Here is a 20,997-nt window from a genome sequence, read left to right on the forward strand (position 1 = left end):
AGAAAAAGGGCGGGCCCTTGCCCACCCCGAAACGTCAGATGCCGGCGAGAAACGACACCATCACGCGCTTATGCCTCAGTTCGATGCGGTGCGCACCGGCTTGCGGTAGAAAATATGCGCCCCGACACGCGTGGTTTTCACAAAACGCTTCGACCAGGACGGGCGCACGGCGGGGGTGTGGAAATAGGTCGCCCCTTGGGTAAGGCTGCGCGGCGCACCATCCATCATCGCACGGGCCACCTTTGCCACGCGGGCATAGCTGGCGCGGTTGGCAATGGCATCCGTCTTGCCATCGCAGGTCCAGCTGAACTGGCACGAGCGCTTGCCGCCCTGATGCACCACGCCACAAACGGTATTCGGGAAGGCGGGGTCATCGACACGGTTGAGCACGACCTCGGCCACGGCCTGCTGCCCCGCCAGACTTTCGCCCCGCGCTTCATGATAGATCACCTGCGCCAGACAGTCGAACTGGTCGCCCCCTTTGGCAACCGGCTGTGCCGCCAGCCATGCGGCGGTCAGCTCGGGCGGGGTCGCACCTTCCGGCGGGGTGAGCATCTTGGAAATCTGCGAGGCCGAGAACCTGCCCAGAGTGTCGCGCTCGCCCGAGAGCATCGAGGCCAGCGGCGCGTCGATATCGATTGTCGGATCATTGGAACCACTGACGGTCACTTCCGCCTGCGCAGAGCCCAAGCCAGCACAAAGCGTCAGGGCAAAAATCGCAACAATCTTACCGACCAGTTTCGTCATGAGTCCGTCTCGCAGTGGTTACACGCCCTGACGGACCCGGGCCCATCACGACCCGGCGGAGGTACATCCTAAATCGTTAAAAATCTACAACCAGATGATTTTCCCAGAATTTCCGTCAAACAAATGGCGAAAATCCGCCTACCTTAACGTAACCTTGACGTTATCAAGTTTCGCAGAATCCTGAAAACTGACTGATTTACATCAAGTTTTAAGGTCACGAAACGGAGAGCCATCATTGTTGCTGTTTCGGAGCCAAGAGCGCAAAATGCGCCGCAGCAAGCCGCGCCACCGGCACACGAAATGGTGAACAGGACACATAATCGAAGCCCGCAGCCCGACAGAAGGCAATCGATTCGGGGTTTCCGCCATGTTCGCCACAGACCGAAATCGTGATATCGCGCCGCGTCGCACGCCCCCGCCCTGCCCCGATCAGCAGCAGCTCGCCCACCCCTTCGATGTCGAGAATATGGAACGGGTCCTCGGCAAAGACGCGCTGATTGACATAGGTCGACATGAAGCGCCCCGCATCATCGCGCGACAAGCCATAGGTCATCTGGGTCAGGTCGTTCGTCCCGAAGGACATGAACTCGGCATGTTCGGCAATCTCGCCCGCGCGCAGCGCCGCACGCGGGGTCTCCATCATAACGCCCAGACGGTAGGAAAACTGCGCCTTCTGCTGGGTGCGGACAGCCGCTGCCACCGCATCGATCCGCGTCTTCACCAGCTCGACCTCGCGCGAGGCCGAAACCAGCGGGATCATGATCTCGGGCACGATAACCGACCCGCGCCGCCCCGCCTCGATCACCGCCTCGAAAATGGCGCGGGCCTGCATGTCGTAGATTTCGGGCAGGGTCACCCCAAGGCGCACCCCCCGCATGCCAAGCATCGGATTAAACTCGTTCAGCGCCTCGCAGCGCCGCGTGACCTCCGAAAGCGGACGCCCCACGGCCTCGGCCAGTTCGCGCAGACCTTCGCGGTCATGCGGCAGGAATTCATGCAAAGGCGGGTCGAACAGCCGGATACAGACCGGCGCCCCCGCCATAATGTCGAACAGCGCGATGAAATCGTTGCGCTGCATCGGCAGCAGACGTTCCAGCACGGCCGCGCGATCCTCGGGGCTGTCCACGAAAATCATCTCGCGCATCACGGTCAGCCGGTCTTCATCGAAGAACATATGTTCGGTCCGGCACAGCCCGATCCCGTCCGCCTCGAAGTTACGCGCCGTGCGGGCATCATCGGGCGTGTCGGCATTGGCGCGGATACCGATGTCGCGCACATTATCCGCCCAACGCAGAAGTGTGCGGAACCCGTCATCCAGCGCGGGTTCCAGCATCTCGGCCTCGCCCAGCAGCACTTCACCGCTGGAGCCATCGACCGTGATGATATCGCCCTCGCGGAACACCCGCCCCTTGGGGCCGGTGAAGCTACGATCGCGCGAATTGAGCGTGATGGAATTGCAGCCCACGATGCACGGCAGCCCCAGACCGCGCGCAATCACCGCCGCATGGCTGGTCATGCCGCCCCGTTCGGTCAGCACCGCATTGGCCGCATGCATGCCGCGGATATCCTCGGGCTGGGTCTCGCGGCGCACCAGAATGCAAGGTTCGTCCCGCGCCGCCGCCGCCTGCGCCGCCGAGGCCGAGAACACGATCTTGCCCGTCGCCGCCCCCGGCGAGGCCGCGATTCCCCTAGCGATCACATCGCGGGGCGCGCGCGGGTCCACCTGATAGTGCAAGAGCTCGGTCAGGGCACGCGGTTCCACCCGCAACAGCGCCTCGTCGCGCGGGATCACCCCGTCTTCGGCCAAAGCCACGGCGATCCGCACCGCCGCGCGGGCCGAACGTTGCACCCGCACCGCATCAATCACCGCGATCCGCCCGCTTTCGATGGTGAACTCGATCTGCATCTCCTCGCGCAGGCGGGTCCGGCAGACGGGGCTATAGCTGCAAAGCTGGGCAAACACATCGGGGGCCACATCCTCCAGTGCCGCGCCACGCGGGTCGCTGGTCAGATAATGGGTGTCCACCGCATTGGTCCGCCCCTGCGACTGGCCACGGAACCGCCCCGTAATCTGCGGTTGACCGGTGACACTTTCAACAAACTGGATTGTCCCCGACCCCGACAGGCCGGGACCGATGCCCAGTGCCATCTCCTGCAGTACAAGCCCCAGCGTCGCCTCGGCGGGCGCGCCTTTGGCCTGCCGCAGAAGCCGCGCCGTTGTGCCCTCCCACGCCCGCGCCATAGAGCGCAGAACCTCGCGCAGTTGCAGCAACGGATCTTGCGGGAAATCGTCATCCATTTCTTCGGCAAATGCGGCAAGCGCCTGTTCCAGCGCCCCGTCGCCCGCCTCGGCCGAGAACATGTCGGGGTCAAGCCGCGCGACATGGATCGCATAGCCTTGCACGAAATTCAGATAGAGCGCATCCGCCGCCTCCTGCCCGTGGCTGGCGCAAAGACGCTGATGCATGGCGTCATTCATGCCCACATTCAGCACCGTCCCCGGCCCGCCCCATTCGGGGTTTTCGGGGCTGGAGCGCACGGAAATCAGGAAATCCTGCCCGAAAACATTGGTCAAAGGCGCCAGATCGGGCATCTGCCCCGTGGCAATCGCCTTCACCGTTTCAACCGGCAGCGCAACCGTCGGCGGCACCGGCAGATCAAGCCGGATCAGGCGCTGCAGGCATTTTGCCCGCCAGCCGTGCCGCGATTTCTCAACTCTGGCCGTCGGGGTCAACTCGACGAATTCGGGAAAATCATAGAATTTCTGCATCGCAGCACGCCCTATTTTGCAGGTGCAGCATACATGAAAACCGGAGGCACGCAAAGCATGTGCCGCCGGTTTCGCATGAACAACTTTTTACCAAACCAACCCGCTTGAAAAATAGCAGGCAGATAAAGCACTTAGCCCTCGATTCGGTTCAGATCGGCCACCGAGAGACAGATCTGACGAATACGCGAGAGCAGGTTCAGACGGTTCCGGCGCACGATCTGGTTGTCGGAATTGATCTGCACGGCGGTGAAGAACGCATCGATCGGCGCGCGAAGCTGGGCCATCGCCCCCATCGCGCTTGCGAATTCTTCGGCTTTCATCGCGGGCGTGATCTCGGCCTCGGCCTTATCAAGGGCGGCAAACAGCGCCTTCTCCTCGGGGCCTTCGGCAAATTTCACATCCGCGCCGAAGCTGTATTCAACGCCATCCTTCTCTTCGGCCTGCGCCAGAATGTTATTGGCGCGCTTATAGCCCTGGATCAGGTTCTCGCCATCATCGGTTTTCAGGAAGCCCGACAGCGCCTCGGCACGGTTGACCAGCAGCGTCAGGTCATCATTTCCGGGCATCGCCAGAACCGCATCGATCACATCATGGCGGATGCCCTGATCCTTCAGATAGACCTTCAGACGGTCATGGAAGAAGGACAGAAGATCGCCCCCGTCCGCGCCCTCATAGCCTTTGGCAAAGACCTCCAGCAGGTTCAGACGCAGCTCATTGGTCAGGATCAGGCGGATCACCCCCAAAGCCGCACGGCGCAGCGCAAAGGGGTCTTTGGAACCAGTGGGCTTTTCGTCAATCGCCCAGAAGCCCGTCAGCGTGTCGATCTTATCGGCCAAAGCCACGGCCACCGTCACCGGCGCGGTGGGCACATCATCGGACGGACCCAGCGGCGAGTAATGGTCGCGGCAGGCATCGGCCACGGCCTCGGGCAGACCCGCACGCTGCGCATAATAGCGCCCCATGATCCCCTGCAGTTCGGGGAATTCATAGACCATTTCCGAGCGCAGATCGACCTTGGCGACTTGGGCGGCCTCGCGGGCTAGATCGGGCGACGCGCCGACCTTATCCGCAATCTCACCGGCCAGTGCCGCGATCCGCGCGATGCGGTCGGCCTGAGAGCCAAGCGCGTTATGGAAGGTCACATCGGCCAGACCCGCGCCCATGCCCGACAGGCCTTCGGTTTTCACCAGACGGTTGTCGTTTTCCCAGAAGAATTTGGCATCCGACAGACGCGCCGAAAGCACCTTCTGGTTGCCCTTCAGGATGGTCGCGCCATGATCCGCCGTCTGGCGGTTGGCCACGGTGACAAAGCCCTCGATCCGACCGGTCTTCGGGTTTTTCACCGAGAAGAACTTCTGGTGCTCTTTCATCGAGGTCTGCAGCACCTCGGGCGGCAGTTCGAGGAATTCCGCATCAATCTCGCCCATCAGCGCCACGGGGCATTCGACCAGCCCCGCCACCTCGGTCAGCAGGCCACGGTCGGCCACAAGTTCAAGCCCGCGGGCGAAGGCCATCTGCTCGGCGTCATGCCAGATGGTCTGTTCACGCTCGGCACTGTCCAGCACGACGGATGCCGCCGCCAGCTTGGCGCAGTAATCCTCAAAGCCCGTCACAGCAAAACGGCCCGGCGCCATAAAGCGGTGGCCTTCGGTCGTATTGCCGGATTTGATGCCATCGATATCCAGATCAACCACTTCGGCGCCGCTTTCATCGGACAAGAGGCACAGGATCGAATGCAGCGGGCGCACCCAACGCAAGGACCCAGCCCCCCAGCGCATCGACTTCGGCCAAGGGAAATTGCGGATGGTCTTTTCCAGCACCTCGGCAATGATCGCAGGCGCCGGACGGCCCTCTTTCTCGACGACGGCAAAATAGACCTGCCCCTTTTTCTCGTCGCGGATCTCCAGCTGGTCCAGCGTCAGACCGGTCGAGCGCAGGAAGCCCTCAACCGCTTTCTCGGGCGCGCCGACCTTGGGGCCTTTGCGTTCCTCGCGCAGGGTCGGGCTCTCTTTCGACAGGCCCTCCAGCGTCAGCACAAGGCGACGCGGGGTGGAAAACGCCCCCGCCGAGGCATAGGTGAGGCCCGCCTCGACCAGCCCGTCGGTCACAAGCTTCTTGAGGTCCTCGCGCGCGCGGCCCTGCATCCGCGCGGGAATTTCCTCGGAAAAGAGTTCGATTAGAAGATCGGGCATGTCAATTCTCCGCGGCGTGTCGCTGATGCCAGGCATAGGCCCGGCCATCGGAATAAATGGCCACCACCCGGTCCATACCGGGGGTGATGTCGGGTTCGGACAGGAAGGCCACAGCCTCGCCTGTGCGCAGATCCTCGGTCAGGCGGGCCGGATCATAGCAGGACAGCCCACGGGTGTCCGGCTCGGGCTTGGCCAGAGGGTCTACGGTGAAAGTTTCGGTCAGCATGCCAAGGCTGAGGGGCGTGGTGAAACAGCCCCGATAATCCGCGGCCAAGGCATCCTGCGTGGTTTTGAGACCGTCCGTCAGGATCGGCTCGGGCTGGCCTGACGAAATCGACACAAGACGGATCTCCTGCGCCTGCGGGGTCGCCGCAAGCGCGAGAGAGGCGGTTCCCCCCGCCAGAGCCACAAGGGCCAGTATCCTGTGCCAAGCCGCCATGATCAGGCCGCGCCGCCTGCGGGCGTGCGCACAAAGGCATCGGCGCATTGCTTGGCAAGCGCCCGCACCCGCCCGATATAGGCCTGACGCTCGGTGACCGAGATCACACCGCGCGCATCCAGCAGGTTGAAGAGGTGGCTGGCCTTGATGCATTGATCATAGGCGGGATGGGCCATGATGATCCGGCGCTCGGCGCTGTCTTCATCGGCTTGGGCCAGAATACGCTCGCATTCGGCTTCGGCATCCTTGAAGTGCTGCAAGAGCATATCGGTATCGGCCACATCGAAGTTCCAGCGGGAATATTCCTGCTCGGTCTGCTTGAAGACATCGCCATATTTCAGCGCGATCGGCGCGTCGGGGTCGTTGAAGGGCATATCCATCACATGGTCGATGCCCAGCACATACATCGCCAGACGCTCCAGACCATAGGTCAGCTCGCCCGAAACGGGGTGGCAGTCATGGCCGCCGACCTGCTGGAAATAGGTGAACTGCGACACTTCCATGCCGTCGCACCAGACTTCCCAGCCCAGCCCCCAAGCGCCCAGCGTCGGGGATTCCCAGTCGTCTTCCACAAAACGGATGTCATGCAGGTCGATATCGATCCCGATCGCGCGCAGCGAGCCCAGATAGAGCTCTTGCAGATCCGGCGGGCTGGGTTTGATCAGCACCTGATACTGGTAGTAATGCTGCAGGCGGTTGGGGTTTTCCCCGTAACGGCCATCGGTCGGACGGCGCGAGGGCTGCACATAGGCGGCGGCCCAAGGCTTGGAGCCAAGCGAACGCAGCGTGGTCGCAGGGTGGAAGGTGCCCGCCCCTACTTCCATGTCATAGGGCTGCATGATCGCGCAGCCCTTGCCCGCCCAATAGGCTTGCAGCCGCAGGATAATCTCCTGAAACGACCGCGGCGCGGCGGGTTTGGTGGCGGTGGCATCTGACATGCGAACTCTCCCAGACGGATCTGTCATCGAAACTTGCCTATGCCTGATAGGCAAGCCCGCAAGCGGGGTCAACGTGCAACAACACGCAGCCTTGGACAACCGCACCGGCTTTAAGGGATGACGCGGGCCAAAACCCTGCTAATTTGCGCCGACTTTGCAATTTTGAACAGGGCAGGAATTATAATGAGGGTTATGCGCAAAGCTGTGTCGATGATGGTCGGGGCCAGCCTGACGGGAATGGTCTGGGCAGGCGCAGCATGGGCGGCCCCCCTGTGGCTGCAGATCGAAGCCCAGCCCTCGCTGGCACAGGCCGAACAATCGGCACGCGGTTGGTCCAGCCTGCCCGATCTGGCGGGCTTTGCGATGACCACCGGATGGTATGCCATTTCCGTCGGTCCGTTCGACACACGCGAGGCCGCCAATGACCGCCGCCGCCTACTGCAACGCGAGGGGCTGATCCCCTCTGATTCCTATGTCACCGACGGGGCCAATTACCGCCAGCAGTTCTGGCCGGTCGGCGCGCGCTTCCAGCAAGTTCCAACGTCTCAGGCCACGGCCCCACAGACCCCGCAGGATGCACCCGTTAGCGCGGGCGATCCGATTGCCCCCGTGGGCGAGATGACCGCCCTTCCCGAGGCCGCGGCATCGCAGCCTGCGACACCCACCACACCGGCCACCACACCGGCCACCGAAACGGGCACAGAGCCCGCGCCCGCGCAAAGCCCGTCTGAAACGCCCGCTCTTGTCCAGCCGTCCCCCGCACAGCCCGATCCTGCTGTGGCACAAGAGGCCCCGCCGGTCGAAACGCTGGCCCAGTCCCGTCAGCGCGAATCCCTTCTGACGCGCGACGAGAAGATGGCCATTCAGGATGCGCTCTCGTGGCAGGGCGTCTATACTGGTCGACTGGATGCGTCTTTCGGTCCGGGCACGCGCAGCTCGATTGCCGCTTGGCAGAGCGCACGGGGCGAAGAGCCGACAGGCGTGCTGACATCCGCCCAGCAGGCCGCCCTTCTGGCCCAAGTCGAAAAGGAACGCGCCGAACTCGGGCTGGAGATCGTCGAGAATAACGATGCCGGCATCCGTATTGCCCTGCCCACCGGTCTGGTGGCGTTCAAAGGCTATGACGCGCCGTTCGTGACCTATGGCCCGAAGGACGGGTCGGGGGTGTCGGTGCTGCTGATCTCGCGTCAGGGCGACGCCAAGAACCTCGGCGCGCTATATGATGTGATGCAGCGTCTGGAAATGGTCCCGATGGAAGGGCCGCGCGCCCGGACCGCGACCGCGTTCCATATCGAGGGACGAAACGACAGGATTGTCTCTTATACACAGGCGGCTCTATCAGGCGGTCTGATCAAGGGCTTTACGCTGGTCTGGCCCGCAAATGGCGATATGGCACAGCGCGCGCGCGTGCTGAACGCCATGCAGCAGAACTTCCAGCCCTTCGGCAATCAGGCACTGGACCCGACCTTGGGCAAGCCGATGACCGTTAGCCGCGAAGACCTGACCAGCGGGCTCGACATCCGCAAACCGGCCTTTGCGCGGTCAGGCTTTTATGTGGACAGCCACGGAACGGTCGCCACCGCCGCCGCCGGTATCGACAGTTGCACGCGCCTGACCATCGAGGATGGCAAGGCCAAGCTGACGGCACAGGACAAGGATCTGGGGCTGGCCCTGCTGACGCCGGAAAAACCGCTATCGCCCCGTCAGGTTGCCAAATTCCAGACGGCACAAACCGCGCCGGGGGCCGATATCGCCGTGGCAGGGTTCTCCTATCCCGAGGCGCTTTCGGCACCGGTGCTCAGCTTCGGAACGCTCACGGCGCTCAAGGGGTTGGAGAACGAACCCCAGCAGGCACGTCTGGCCCTGCGCAGCCTGCCTGGCGATGTCGGCGGCCCCGTGCTGGACAGCTCGGGCGCGGTGATCGGCATGGTGCTGCCCAAGACCACCGTAGACGACAAGATCCTGCCCGAAGATCTGTCGGTGGCCCTACAAGCCCAGCCAATGGCCGATGCGATGGCCCGCATGGGCACAGCCCCGAACGCCGCAGAGCCTCATGGGGCCATTGCCACCGAAGACCTCACGCGGGCGGCGCAGGGTCTGGTTGTTCATGTAAGCTGCTGGAAATAAGGGAGCCCCCCCTGCAAGTGCCGTTTGCACATTTGCAGGGGAAAGCGTGCAGGGCGAAGAGATCAGGCGTTCAGAAGCGCCAGCGCTGCGGCATGAACCTCGGGGTTTGCCGCAGCAATCACCTGCCCGCCCAGATGCGCCGGACCGCCCTGCCAGTCGGTCACCAGACCGCCTGCTGCCTCGACCACGGCCATCGGCCCCTGAATGTCGTATGGATGCAGCTGGGCCTCAATCACCAGGTCGATCTGCCCTGCCGCCAGAAGCGCATAGGCATAGCAGTCCATCCCGTAACGGGTCAGCTTGGCCGCTTGTGATACCTGCCGGAAAGCCGCGCCTTCTGCGGCCGTGCCCACTTCGGGGAACGTCGTGAACAGCACCGCATCGGCCAGCACCTGCGGAGCCGCTGCGCGCGTCTTGAGCGGAAATTCTCCATGCGGCCCGATCAGCCGCGCCTGCCCCAGACCGCCGATAAACCGCTCGCCAATATAGGGTTGGTCCACGACCCCAAGGAACGGCGCGCCCAAGGCACCGTCAACCACCTGCGCCAAACCGATCAGCACGCCCCAAGTGGGTGTGCCCGACATAAAACCACGCGTGCCGTCAATCGGGTCAAGCACCCAGACATAACCGCTTGTGCCAAGCGATTGCCCCTGCTCTTCCCCGTAAATACCATCATTCGGACGTTCTTTTGCCAGAATGGCGCGCATCGCGGCTTCTGCCGCGCGATCCGCTTCTGTCACCGGATCGAAGCCGCCCGCATCCTTATTGGCCGCAGCAATGCCACCAAGCGGACGAAACCGCGCCAATGTTTCCACACGCGCCGCATCCGCAAGCCGCTGCGCAAGATCAAGCAAGGCATCGGCTTCAAGAGATGTGATATCCAAAGGCTTTTTCATCGCGCACTCCCGCTTTTGTTCAAGCGGTACAGAGCCACCTTCAGGAGGTCAAGGCAAGGCATGATGCCGCGCCTCGTAAGACGTGCCACCCCACGCCCTAGCCCGGCCCAGACAGGCCGGACGACATAACGCGCAGGATCGCAAGATCACGCGGCAGAAGACGCCGAGAGAACCTTGGCCAGATCGAACAGGCGGCGGCGCTGCTCTTCCGGAATCGCGTAATAGGAGCGCACCAGAGCCAGTGCTTCCTTATCCGCCAAGATATCGCCTTCGACCTCTTTCTTCTCGACACGGCCTTCCAGCCCTTCGAAGAAGAAGGAAATCGGCACATCCAGCGCTTCCGAGATGTCCCAAAGACGCGATGCCGAAACACGGTTCATGCCGGTCTCGTATTTCTGGATCTGTTGAAATTTGATTCCAACCTTGTCAGCAAGTTGTTGCTGCGTAACGCCAATCATCCAGCGACGATGGCGAATACGTTTGCCCACATGGGCATCAACTGGGTGTTTCATTCAATCGTCCTTACAACACTACAAAAAGGAACCTAGCACGTACGCACACGCATAGGGCGGCATTTCCTCACAAATGGTCGTCAAAACTGGTATAAAAAGCCTAAACAAAGTTAATCTTTGCGTCGCTTTCTTAAATTTTATCGTCGCGAAGCTTAAAGCGAGCCTAATTTACCCCCCTCTCCCCCAGCGTGTTTCGCAATTTGCATCGCAAAATGCAAATGTGTCAAAATTTTGGTTATACGTAATTCCAATACGAATCATTCTAAACCGCTTGCGCTGCGCGACTCAGATTATAGGCTTGCCCGATCCCGAATGCGACGGAAGAGCCCTATGAAAGCCTATCAAATTCACGACTTTTCTGCGGCGCCGCAGGTCCGCTCCCTGCCTGATCCGGTTCCCGCCGCAGGAGAGTTGAAAATCCGCATCCATGCCTGTGGTCTGAATTTCGCCGATCTGCTGATGATGCAGGGGCGTTATCAGGACACCCCCGCCCCGCCCTTCACCTTGGGGCTGGAATGCGCGGGCGAGGTCGTAGGCTGCGGCGAAGGCACATCGACCCCGCTGGGCACGCGCGTTGTGATCTATGCCGGTCAAGGGGGGCTGGCGGACTATGGCTGCTTCCCCGAAGAAAGCTGCATTCCGCTTGCGCAGGGCACATCCTATCTGGAGGCCGCGGGCCTGCTGATCGCGCATGGCACCTCGCATCTCGCGCTGGACCGGAAGGCGGGCTTGCGTAGCGGCGAGACGCTGGCCGTCATCGGAGCGGCTGGCGGGGTCGGGCTGACCGCCGTGGAAATCGGCGCAAGGCTTGGCGCAAAGGTCATTGCCGTGGCCCGCGGGGCAGAAAAATGCGCGGTGGCGCGCACAGCAGGCGCGGCGATCACGCTGGATAGCGAAAGCGCCGACCTGAAAGCCCGCCTGAAAGAACTGGGCGGTGTGGATGTTGTGTATGATGCCGTGGGCGGCGCGCTGGGCGAGGCCGCGTTTCGCGCGCTCAAACCGGGCGGACGCTTTCTGCTGATCGGCTTTGCGGGCGGCACTCCGCCCGAATTGCCGCTGAATCACGCGCTGGTCAAGAACATCTCCATTCTCGGCCTTTATTGGGGCGGAATGCGGCAGATTGATCCGGAGATGTTCCGCAGCTCTGTCGAAGCCGTGATGCAAGATCACGCCAAGGGGCTGCTGACCCCGCATATCTCGCATGTCTTCGATCTTGCCCAGATCGAGGAGGCCTTTGAAATGCTGCGCAGCCGCCGCTCGACCGGAAAGCTGGTCATCCGGATGGCACCTTCCACATCCGCGTGAAAAACTCTCCGGTTAACCTCTTTTCCGGCCAAAACCGCAGCGACTCTCTCTTGAAATGATCAGCAAGCCTGCCAATATCGGCAGACGACAAGCGTGCCACACGAGGCGCGCGCCGCTTCATGGAGGGATTTGATGGCTGGTTTTAACACGATGCGCACCAATGCCGGTACGCGTCAGGCGCTGATCGACGAAGGTCTGCGCGCTCATATGAACAAGGTCTACGGGCTGATGTCGGCAGCGATGCTGATCACCGGGGTCGTGGCATGGGCGTTGGCCGGTCTTGCAATGACCAATGATCCCTCGATGGCCGTCGGCACCATGCGCAATGGCACCATGCTGACCCAGTTCGGCGCGCTGCTTTACACCTCGCCGCTGAAATGGGTGGTGATGCTGGCCCCGCTGGCCGTGGTCTTCCTGTTCTCGGCCACGATCCACCGCATGTCGGTTGGTGCGGCGCAGCTGGTGTTCTGGGTCTATGCCGCCCTTGTCGGTGCCTCGATCTCGTCGATCTTCCTTGTCTTCACCGGCGTTTCCATTGCGCAGACCTTCCTCGTGACGGCCATCGCCTTCGCGTCGCTCTCGCTTTATGGCTACACCACCAAACGTAACCTGTCGGCTATGGGTTCGTTCCTGATGATGGGTCTGATCGGCCTCATCGTTGCCTCGATCGTCAACATCTTCATCGCCAGCTCGGCGCTTGCCTTTGCGGTGTCCGTGCTGGGCGTGCTGATCTTCGCGGGCCTCACCGCCTATGACACCCAGAAGATCAAAGCGACCTATATCGAAATGGCCCATTCGGGCGAGGACTTCCTTGGCAAAGCGGCCATCATGGGGGCGCTGAGCCTCTATCTGGACTTCCTCAACCTGTTCATGATGCTCTTGCAGCTCATGGGGAACCGCGACTAAGGCGCCTACCTGCCTGTCTCGGCCGGAAAGCCAATAGCGCAGCCGCCGATCTTCGGCGGCTGCTTTCATATCTAGCCACCCCTCCCCCTTTCCCCTGCCTGCCAGAAGGCCCTGCGAAACCGCCTTCAAAGGGCCATTGTCAGCCGCTATCATTCGGGTCATGGAAATCGTTATCATCGTCGCGGTCATCGCATCGCTTTTCTTTGTGATCGGCATTGCCGAACCTCTGGCCGCGCGTTTGCGCCTGCCCTATTCCGTGATCATCGCGCTGCTGGGTATCCTGATCGGCAGCGCTGCCATCTTCTTTTTGCAGACCACCCTGACCGACGCGCTGAACCCGCTGGCCGAGGCGATCCTGAATTTGCCGATCAGAGCGAATGTCTTCCTCTATATTTTCCTGCCGCTCTTGCTGTTTCAGGTCACGCTGGGCATGAACCTGCGCCGGATGCTAGATGACTGGGTGCCCATTCTGGTCATGGCCGTGGTGGCGGTGGTGGTGGCGACACTCTCGGTGGGCTATGCGCTGTCCTATACCTCCAGTCTGCCGCTGGCCGCCTGCCTTCTGGTCGGTGCCATTGTCTCGACCACGGACCCTTCGGCTGTGGTCAGCATCTTCCGCTCGCTTTCGGCCCCGCAACGCTTGGCGCGGATCATCGAAGGCGAGAGCCTGCTGAACGATGCCGCCGCCATCGCGCTTTTCGGGCTGTTTGTCAGCTATGTCATGCTGGGAGTACCGGACCCCAAACTGGGCGAGGCGCTTGGCCGCTTTCCGATGCTGATCGCAGGAGGCGTCATGACGGGCTGGATCCTGTCGCAGATCGGCCTGCGGATCATGGGCCTGTTTCCGCGCTATGAACAGGCCCAGATGTCGATTTCGGTCGCGCTGCCCTATCTGGCCTATATCATCGCCGAACAGCTTGTCGGGGCCTCGGGGGTGATTGCGGTTGTCGCCGCCGGGCTGACGCTCAATCTGGCGGGCCCGCGCCGGATCGAGCCGACGACATGGACCAATATGCGCGAGACATGGGATCTGGTGGCGCATTGGGCAGGGGCGCTGATCTTCATTCTCGCCGCGCTGCTGATCCCGCGGCTGCTTGAAGGCACGACAGTCACCGACTTCCTGCTGATCGGGGTCGTGGTGCTTGCCGCCATTCTGGCGCGTGCGGTGATCCTGTTCGGCCTGCTGCCGGTGCTGACCCTGCTGCGCCTTTCGCCGGTCGTGGAACGCCCCTATCGGGTGGCGATCCTGTGGGGCGGGCTGCGCGGCGCGGTCACATTGGCGCTGGCGCTGGCGGTCACCGAAAACGCGCTGGTCCCTGTCGAGATCAAGCGCGTGGTCGGCATTCTGGCCACCGGCTTCACCCTTTTCACCCTGATCGTGCAAGGGACAACCCTGCGCAGCGTGATCGGGCGGCTGGGGCTGGACAAGCTGTCCCCGCTGGATCAGGCGCTGGCCAATCAGGTGATCGCCGTGTCGCTGCAAACCGTGCGGGAAGATGTCGCCAAATCCAGCGACAACTACAAGCTGAACCACGAGATCGTGCGGGCCGAGGCCAAGCGCTTCGGCGAGCGGCTGGACGAGGTCGTGCGCTCGGCCGAGGCCGGTGCCAATATCCTTGACCGTGACCGCATCACGCTGGGTCTGATCGCCTTGGCGGGGTTCGAGCGCGAACAGGTACTGATCCGCCTGCGCGACCGCTCGATTTCCGCGCGCATCGGCGAGGCCGCGCTGAGCCAGACCGACCATCTGATCGAGGGCGCCCGCACGCATGGCCGGACCGGCTATCAACGTGCCGCCCGACGCGCGGTGTCTTACGGGCGCGCCTTCCGCATCGCAAGCTTCCTGCATAACCGCGCGCATTTCTCCGCCCCGCTGGCCCTGCTGACCGCCGACCGTTTCGAACGCCTGATCTCGGAACGGATGATCCTGCGTGATCTGGATACCTTCATCGACGCCCGCATCCGCCGGATCCACGGGCGTCGCGTGGCCGACCTTCTGCGCGAATTGCTGGGCCGTCGGGTGGAAAATATCGAAACCGCCCTCTTCGGCCTGAGGCTGCAATATCCCGGCTATGCCGAGGAACTGGAGCGCCGCCTGATCCGCCGCACCGCGCTGCGGATGGAAGAGCGCGAATATAACATCATGCATGAGGACGGCCTGATCAGCGAGGAAGTCTTCATTTCGCTGATACAGGATATCTCGGCGCGCAGGCTTCAGGCCGAAGAGCGCCCGATGCTGGATCTACAGGTGCAGCGGGCCGATATCCTGCGCCGGATGCGACTGTTCGAGGATCTCGACGACGCGGTGCGCAAACCTCTGGGCCGCAGCCTGCGCACGCGCTATTTCGACCCGGGCGACAAGATCATGCGCAAGGAAAGCCATGCCCGCAGCGTCTTCTTTATCGCCTCCGGCGCGGTCGAGCTTGAAACCGCGGGGCAGATCTCGCGTCTGGGCCGTGGCGACATGTTCGGCGAACTGGCCCTGCTGACAGGCAAGCCGCGCCGCACCGATGTGCGCGCGATCACGCCCTCGACCATTCTGGAACTCGACGAGAAACGCTTCCGTAAACTGATGCGCCGCAGTCCCGCGATCCGCGAAGCGGCAAAGATTGCGGCCGCCAAACGCGGGGTCTCTATCGACGCGCTGCTGGAGGAAACAAGCTGAGGGCGCAGCGGGGATGTGCCGGACACATGCCCGCCGCCCTCAGGCCGCGCGCAAGACAACAAGATAGTCGGTCAGCGCGTAGCGTCTGACGGGGAGGGTTGCCTCGATGGCGGCGAGCACGTCCTCGGGGCGATGTGTGGCAAAGACGCCGCTGACAGGCAGCTGCAACAGCGCCTGTTCCATCACGATCACCTTGCCATGCCGATAGCGGCCAAGGTCGTCCAGAACCCTGCCCAAAGGCTGATCCTCGAAAATGAACCGCCCCGACATCCAGGCATTTCCGGTCTGCGGGCTCCATTGTTGGCATGCGCCCCAGTGATGGCCCTCCAGCAGCACCTGCTGGTGCCTGCCAATCTTCAGATCGCCCGCATGGGGATGCGCCAGACGGGCCTCGCCCTCCTGCACACTTACGGCCAGCGCATGTTTCCAAAGATGCAGCTGATACGCCCCTGCCCCCGCCTGCAGACTGACATGCCCGGCTTTCAGATGCAGCGGCGACGCGTTCTCGGCCACGCGGAACCGCGCGCGGCCCTGACGCAGACGCAGCCAGCCGCCGCCGTGATCTTCGGCGGCAAGCGCTGTTCCGGCATCCAGATCCACTGCGGTGCCACCGCTGAGCTGCGCCGAACGGATTTCCCCGATTCCGGTCTCCTGCAGGACCGGCGCGGCCATTCGGTGGTGCACATAGCCCAGCCCTGCCGCCGCAAACCCTGCCGCCAGACCTGACGAAAGAAAGGCCCGTCGACTGGCGCTGACCGGCCTTCGGAACACCGGAGCCGGAAGATCCTTCACATCATCCAGAGCCCGCCAGACATCCCCAAGGGCCTCGAACTCGGCACGATGCGCAGGATCTTGGGCCAACCAATGCGCCGCAGCCTGCCGGTCCTGTTCTGTCGCCTCTTTGGAATGGAGCGTCACGAACCAATGAAGGGCCTCGGATTTCACAGCGTTCTCTTCCTTCATGACATGCGTCACATCCGTGTCCTAATCTTCCTGTAGATCGCCTGCCAATTCGTCACGGCATCGCTGCAAGGATTTCATCACCAGTTTCTCGACGGCGCTGCGGCTGATCCCCATTTCCGCAGCCACCTCCGAATGCGACAACCCGTCGAACTTATGGAGCGTGAACGCCTGCCTTTGCCGCGGTGGCAGGGACGCGATCACCCTTTGCAGCCTGCGCAGCCTTTGCGCGTAATCATAGACCTGTTCCGTCGAGGGCACGTGGCGGCTTTGGGTCTCCATCTCCGGTGCGGTTTCGTATCGCACCCGCGTGCTATGCGCCCGCAGGAAGTCATTCGCGACGTTATTGACCACGCTATGGACGAAGGAAGCCGGATGCGCGACATGCGAGGCGTCCCCTAGCCGCTGGAGCTTGAACCAGCTTTCCTGAAGGACATCTTCCGCATCCGCAGGACTGCCCAACCTTGCCGCCACCCGCCGCGTTATCGCCCGATAGTTGGACAGAAAAACCCCGAGTATCTTTCGACGGGAGAGATCATCCGGCATGGCACAATCGCCCTGACGCGCCCCCCTGAGAAAGGGACACGACACCCGACACGGACCTGCCTGAAGATGCAAGGAAGCTGGACACCAGAACACCCGAATGTTTGAAGTGGCGTCAGGCTCCTCCGGTTTCTATGTGCTATCTTATCATAAGCCTGTTTGCAAGATTTTCGACCGAAATTCCCGACAAAAACACTCTGACAGGCACTCTGCCATGCCCCGGTATTCCGGTCAGAAATCAAGCGATGCCGAGATAAAGTAGGTGCGGGAATCCTCGGTGTAATCTGCATCGGTGTCGGGCTGTTCATCAAAGATATTATTGACCCCTGCTTTCAGCGAGGCATGGTCCGTCAGGGTGTATTTGGCCAGAACATTGGCCACGGTATAGGCCGGAATACGTTCTTCACCGCTGCTATCCTCGCCGGTCACTTCAACCTGCTTGCCATAATGGTCAATCGAGCCGGTCAGCATCAGCCGGTCCGTCGCCTGCCATGACAGTTCCGTATGGATCTTGATATCGGGCTCTTCCGAAAGCACCGACCCGCTTGCAAGGTCTTTGGATTCAAGCAGTTTCGAGAATGTGGTATTCCATTGCAGCCTGTCGCTCAGCGCATAGTTCAGATTGCCCTGTATCCCGCTCGTGCGGGCTTCGTTGACATTGACATATTGTTTGACCCGCACACCATTGAACGTGCCGATCTCGTTGCCCTGAATGCGGTTGGTAATGTTATTGAGGAAACCGCTGACGCTGCCGGTGATCGGCCCCTGATCATAATAGAAACCGGCCATGTAATTGGTGGCCAGTTCCGGCTTGAGATCGTCATTTCCCAGCCAGTAGGTCATGATGCCGCGATTGGCCTTATATTCGGCATAGAGGTAGTCTTCATTCGACTGGCGCAGATTGGGTGCCTTGAAGCTCTTGCCAATCCCCGCTTTGAAGGTCAGCGCATCAGTGATGTCATAGGCCGCATTCACCACCGGCGAGAGATGGTCGCCGTAGATGCTGTTATAGTCATAGCGCAATGCGGTATCGATGCGGAAGCGGTCGGTGATCGACATCTGGTCTTTGGCATAAAGGCCGAGCTTGGTCATATCCGAGGTGCTTCCCCCGCCGGCAACACTGCCATCGGGGCTGTAATAAAGGCTCCCCTGCCCGCCATCTGCCAGCCGCGCATGCGACGCCTCAAGACCATAGACCACCGCATGGTCGATGCCGCCCAGCGTGTAGGTATCGGTCAGCGTGCCTTCCAGACCATAGGTCCGATAGTCTTCCGACTGCTGCAAGGTGGTGACGGTATCGGTATTGCTGACCGCCAGATCCGTTGTCGATTTCTCCCAGAACAGGCTCAGGGCCTCCTCGCCAAAGCTCCATTGTCCGCTATGGCGCAGGGACAGCGTATCACGGACAACCCCGTTAAGACCGTCATCCTCTGCGGTATCTTTCATATAGCTCTGGTCGGAATGGCCGATTTCGAATGTCAGATCCTGCGCATCATCAGGGCGCCAGTGGACCCGTGCCTTGAGATCCTTGCTTTCGCGCTGCCCGCCATCTTCATCGTCATCATGGCGGGTAAAATCACCCCATAAAGACATGCTCAGAGCGCCTTTGACCAGAGGTGCCGAGACAGAGCCGCTGACACGTTTGGTCGATCCCGTCTCATCACCGGTTGCGGCGTAATATTCTGCCGTAAGCGCGCCTTTCAGCCGCTCCTGATCGTCCTTCTTGGTGATGATATTGACCACCCCCCCGATACCGCCGGACCCGTAAAGCGCAGCCCCCGGCCCCTGAATGACCTCGATCCGCGCGATCGCATCCATCGGCACCCATTCCAGATCGCCTTTATAGGATGCGCCCTTCTGCTTGAGTTCCTCTGTGGTGACCGGCACACCATCAATCATGATCTTGGTGTAATCGGTGCCCGCCCCCCCGATGCTGATCTGGTTATTTGTCACAAATACGCCCGGCACGCTTTTCATCGCCTCGGCCACATTCGTATTGCCGCCATTTGCCAGATCTTCTGCCGTCACAACGGTTTTTGTACCCGCCTGAAGACGCGGATCATCCGACATCAGCGCGGAATTCGGCGTTGCAGGCGCAAGACCGCCCCCCTCGACCAGAATCGGATCAAGCGCCACCGCCCCATCGTCCCCGAGAGTGCCCGCCCCCGTATTTCCGACAAGCGTCACGGTGCTCTCGCTGGTATACTGGAACACAAGGCCCGTCCCTGACAGGACAGTTGCCAGAGCGGCATCCACCGACAGCGCCCCCGAAACCCCCGATGACCGTTTCCCGCGAACGAGATCCGCCGGATAGAAAATCTGTAGCCCCGATGCCTGACCGAATTGCGTCAGCACGGACCCAAGCGGACCCGGCGCAATCGCATAGGACACTGTCACCTGTGCCCCTGCGGGCGAAATCACGGCAGCCCCCCCGAGTATGGCCGTGGACGCCATGACTCGAAAACCCAGACTCGCGCAGAAACGGCTATAAGGGCGGCAGGAAAGACGGCTCAGTTTCATGGATAGGTCCCAGTTCAAAATCTTCGCGCGCGCAGACATACGAGCGTTGCTGGAGAATAGACGTCTGCCACAGCCCGCCACCTCAGCCTGAATTTGAAATTTTCTGAAAAACCGCAGGGATTATGCCCCGCGACGACCGGAACCCGATAGACGTCAGAGGCCCTTTGGGGCGCAAAGACACGAAGCGCCAGCCGCTCGGGTCTCTTTGCAGAAAAGAGGAATTTTGGCGAGCCGTGGAGGACTCGAACCCCCGACCTGAGAATTAGAAGTTCCCTGCTCTAATCCAGCTGAGCTAACGGCCCGCACTTTCTCAAAGCGTATCAGACAAAACGCGCATATTGTCAACTTGCCAAGGGAAAAGGATCCCCGCCAGAAATGGACCCCACGGGAACTGGATCTCTGGGTTCCATGAGCTGGGAAACCGCGCAAGCCTGCCCCGTGCAGCCACGCAGCAGATCCCCTGCCACGGGTCTTGTTTTAGCCCCGCCCGCAAATGCGCCCCAGCCCCTGAGACCTGCCAGCACGGCAAGTCTTGTGCGAAACACAAGGCTAGGCGTGCAGCGACAGTCCCAGATAGACGCTCATCGGATCAAGGCGGTAATCGGCGAAAGGATCGCAGGTCACAAAGCCCTCCGATTCGTACAGGGCACGCGCGACGGAAAAGCTTTCCTGCGACCCTGTCTCCAGCCGCACTTCGGCAAAGCCCGCCTCGCGGATATCGGACAGAAGGTGGCGCAGCATCATACGGGCCAGACCGCGCCCGCGCTCTTCATAAAGCACATGCATGGATTTCAGTTCCGCCAGCGTGGCAGAATGCGCCTTCCACGCCCCCATGCCAATCGCCCGGCCTTCCTGACGCATGACGAAAAAGCGGACCTGAGGTGCCGCCAGCGCATCGGGCGGCAGCATATGGATTGACTCAGGAGGTGTATCGGCATGCATCGCGTCGGAATGTCGCTTGTGCAAAAGCGCCAGATTTTCCTGCACCGGATGTTCACGCAAAATGGTAATCATATCCGCCTCCTCTGCCGAACATTGCCCGTCCAGTTTTGCACAGCAAAAAGGCGCACCGCAAGGCGCGCCCTATAATTTGAACAAAGGGATATCTCAGCGACGGAGCTGGCGTTGCAGACGGCTTGGCGGGTCAACCCGAACCGGAATCGGCTGCAACTGCATATCGTGCTGACGCAGACCACCTGCCGGCATATCCTCATCCTCGGCCATCGCCATGATGCTGATCGCGAATTGCACGCCCGCAAAAACGATCGTGTTGAAAACCACCAGCATCGCTACGGCCAGAACGCCCATATCCGAGGTCGAGACAAGCTGCCAAAGATTGGCCACGTTAAAGGCCAGAAGCGTTGCGACAAAGGCAACAGCAAGGGCAAATCCGAACAGGACGTTACGGATATACAGACGAACGAGTTGCGGCATGACAGCTCCCTCCGGTTGTTACATTCAATGTAACGCATCAATT

At 61.4% G+C, this 20,997-nt stretch carries 16 protein-coding genes and 1 tRNA gene; 4 read left to right on the forward strand and 13 right to left on the reverse strand.

The features are described from left to right. Positions 1-75: 75 nt before the first annotated feature. From AC2ISB_RS09045 to AC2ISB_RS09065, 5 genes are all read right to left on the reverse strand, one after another. The gene (locus tag AC2ISB_RS09045; RefSeq protein WP_339107890.1) at positions 76-747 is read right to left on the reverse strand and encodes a cell wall hydrolase; all 672 of its coding nucleotides are present in this window, start codon (positions 745-747) and stop codon (positions 76-78) included. A gap of 232 nt (positions 748-979) precedes the next feature. Then, positions 980-3,517 (reverse strand): putative PEP-binding protein, encoded by a 2,538-nt coding sequence (locus AC2ISB_RS09050; RefSeq protein ID WP_339107891.1) that lies wholly within the window; start codon positions 3,515-3,517, stop codon positions 980-982. A gap of 131 nt (positions 3,518-3,648) precedes the next feature. Further along, positions 3,649-5,709, reverse strand: coding sequence for a glycine--tRNA ligase subunit beta (gene glyS, locus AC2ISB_RS09055; RefSeq protein ID WP_486574764.1), 2,061 nt, complete (start codon positions 5,707-5,709; stop codon positions 3,649-3,651). Position 5,710: 1 nt separating this feature from the next. After that, a complete protein-coding gene (locus AC2ISB_RS09060; protein WP_339107893.1) occupies positions 5,711-6,148 on the reverse strand; it encodes a DUF6446 family protein in 438 nt (145 codons plus the stop codon). Between the two features lie 2 nt (positions 6,149-6,150). After that, positions 6,151-7,086, reverse strand: a complete 936-nt coding sequence (locus tag AC2ISB_RS09065; protein WP_339107894.1) for a glycine--tRNA ligase subunit alpha — start codon at positions 7,084-7,086, stop codon at positions 6,151-6,153. Positions 7,087-7,269: 183 nt separating this feature from the next. On the opposite strand from AC2ISB_RS09065, the gene AC2ISB_RS09070 reads away from it, so the two are divergent. Further along, positions 7,270-9,213, forward strand: coding sequence for a trypsin-like peptidase domain-containing protein (locus tag AC2ISB_RS09070; protein ID WP_486574765.1), 1,944 nt, complete (start codon positions 7,270-7,272; stop codon positions 9,211-9,213). A gap of 62 nt (positions 9,214-9,275) precedes the next feature. On the opposite strand, the gene AC2ISB_RS09075 is transcribed toward AC2ISB_RS09070, so the two are convergent. Together AC2ISB_RS09075 and AC2ISB_RS09080 are read right to left on the reverse strand one after the other, a co-directional pair. Next, positions 9,276-10,109, reverse strand: a complete 834-nt coding sequence (locus AC2ISB_RS09075) for an inositol monophosphatase family protein (RefSeq protein WP_486574766.1) — start codon at positions 10,107-10,109, stop codon at positions 9,276-9,278. Between the two features lie 146 nt (positions 10,110-10,255). After that, on the reverse strand, positions 10,256-10,621 hold the full coding sequence (locus tag AC2ISB_RS09080) for a helix-turn-helix domain-containing protein (RefSeq protein ID WP_339107897.1): 366 nt from the start codon (positions 10,619-10,621) through the stop codon (positions 10,256-10,258). A 330-nt stretch (positions 10,622-10,951) separates the two neighbouring features. Between AC2ISB_RS09080 and AC2ISB_RS09085 the strand changes: the two genes are divergently transcribed. From AC2ISB_RS09085 to AC2ISB_RS09095, 3 genes are all read left to right on the forward strand, one after another. Next, a complete protein-coding gene (locus AC2ISB_RS09085; RefSeq protein ID WP_486574767.1) occupies positions 10,952-11,926 on the forward strand; it encodes an NADPH:quinone oxidoreductase family protein in 975 nt (324 codons plus the stop codon). Between the two features lie 132 nt (positions 11,927-12,058). Further along, positions 12,059-12,832, forward strand: coding sequence for a Bax inhibitor-1/YccA family protein (locus AC2ISB_RS09090; RefSeq protein WP_339107899.1), 774 nt, complete (start codon positions 12,059-12,061; stop codon positions 12,830-12,832). A gap of 160 nt (positions 12,833-12,992) precedes the next feature. Beyond that, positions 12,993-15,497 (forward strand): cation:proton antiporter, encoded by a 2,505-nt coding sequence (locus AC2ISB_RS09095; RefSeq protein ID WP_406721133.1) that lies wholly within the window; start codon positions 12,993-12,995, stop codon positions 15,495-15,497. A gap of 39 nt (positions 15,498-15,536) precedes the next feature. On the opposite strand, the gene AC2ISB_RS09100 is transcribed toward AC2ISB_RS09095, so the two are convergent. The 6 genes from AC2ISB_RS09100 to AC2ISB_RS09125 all read right to left on the reverse strand — a co-directional run bounded on the left by AC2ISB_RS09100 (position 15,537) and on the right by AC2ISB_RS09125 (position 20,954). Further along, positions 15,537-16,472, reverse strand: coding sequence for a FecR family protein (locus AC2ISB_RS09100; protein ID WP_406721134.1), 936 nt, complete (start codon positions 16,470-16,472; stop codon positions 15,537-15,539). 9 nt (positions 16,473-16,481) lie between these two features. Continuing rightward, positions 16,482-17,003, reverse strand: coding sequence for an RNA polymerase sigma factor (locus AC2ISB_RS09105; protein ID WP_406721135.1), 522 nt, complete (start codon positions 17,001-17,003; stop codon positions 16,482-16,484). 228 nt (positions 17,004-17,231) lie between these two features. Continuing rightward, on the reverse strand, positions 17,232-19,421 hold the full coding sequence (locus tag AC2ISB_RS09110) for a TonB-dependent receptor domain-containing protein (RefSeq protein WP_486574768.1): 2,190 nt from the start codon (positions 19,419-19,421) through the stop codon (positions 17,232-17,234). A 323-nt stretch (positions 19,422-19,744) separates the two neighbouring features. Beyond that, a tRNA-Arg gene (locus tag AC2ISB_RS09115) sits at positions 19,745-19,822 on the reverse strand. 247 nt (positions 19,823-20,069) lie between these two features. Further along, positions 20,070-20,534: a GNAT family N-acetyltransferase gene (locus tag AC2ISB_RS09120; RefSeq protein WP_339107904.1), complete on the reverse strand. Its 465-nt coding sequence runs from the start codon at positions 20,532-20,534 to the stop codon at positions 20,070-20,072. A gap of 93 nt (positions 20,535-20,627) precedes the next feature. Beyond that, entirely contained in the window at positions 20,628-20,954 is a 327-nt protein-coding gene (locus AC2ISB_RS09125; RefSeq protein WP_486574769.1) for a hypothetical protein, read from the reverse strand. Between the last annotated feature and the right edge of the window lie 43 nt (positions 20,955-20,997).

It is taken from the genome of Thioclava sp. NS-SX20 (assembly GCF_057380695.1).

Excerpts from the sequence above, each read along its gene's own strand:
- AC2ISB_RS09075 (WP_486574766.1), bottom strand. The coding sequence starts at position 10,109 with ATGAAAAAGCCTTTGGATATCACATCTCTTGAAGCCGATGCCTTGCTT.
- AC2ISB_RS09070 (WP_486574765.1), top strand. The coding sequence starts at position 7,270 with ATGAGGGTTATGCGCAAAGCTGTGTCGATGATGGTCGGGGCCAGCCTG.
- AC2ISB_RS09105 (WP_406721135.1), bottom strand. The coding sequence starts at position 17,003 with ATGCCGGATGATCTCTCCCGTCGAAAGATACTCGGGGTTTTTCTGTCC.
- AC2ISB_RS09085 (WP_486574767.1), top strand. The coding sequence starts at position 10,952 with ATGAAAGCCTATCAAATTCACGACTTTTCTGCGGCGCCGCAGGTCCGC.
- AC2ISB_RS09060 (WP_339107893.1), bottom strand. The coding sequence starts at position 6,148 with ATGGCGGCTTGGCACAGGATACTGGCCCTTGTGGCTCTGGCGGGGGGA.
- AC2ISB_RS09050 (WP_339107891.1), bottom strand. The coding sequence starts at position 3,517 with ATGCAGAAATTCTATGATTTTCCCGAATTCGTCGAGTTGACCCCGACG.
- glyS (WP_486574764.1), bottom strand. The coding sequence starts at position 5,709 with ATGCCCGATCTTCTAATCGAACTCTTTTCCGAGGAAATTCCCGCGCGG.
- AC2ISB_RS09095 (WP_406721133.1), top strand. The coding sequence starts at position 12,993 with ATGGAAATCGTTATCATCGTCGCGGTCATCGCATCGCTTTTCTTTGTG.
- AC2ISB_RS09065 (WP_339107894.1), bottom strand. The coding sequence starts at position 7,086 with ATGTCAGATGCCACCGCCACCAAACCCGCCGCGCCGCGGTCGTTTCAG.
- AC2ISB_RS09120 (WP_339107904.1), bottom strand. The coding sequence starts at position 20,534 with ATGATTACCATTTTGCGTGAACATCCGGTGCAGGAAAATCTGGCGCTT.
- AC2ISB_RS09090 (WP_339107899.1), top strand. The coding sequence starts at position 12,059 with ATGGCTGGTTTTAACACGATGCGCACCAATGCCGGTACGCGTCAGGCG.
- AC2ISB_RS09080 (WP_339107897.1), bottom strand. The coding sequence starts at position 10,621 with ATGAAACACCCAGTTGATGCCCATGTGGGCAAACGTATTCGCCATCGT.
- AC2ISB_RS09045 (WP_339107890.1), bottom strand. The coding sequence starts at position 747 with ATGACGAAACTGGTCGGTAAGATTGTTGCGATTTTTGCCCTGACGCTT.
- AC2ISB_RS09125 (WP_486574769.1), bottom strand. The coding sequence starts at position 20,954 with ATGCCGCAACTCGTTCGTCTGTATATCCGTAACGTCCTGTTCGGATTT.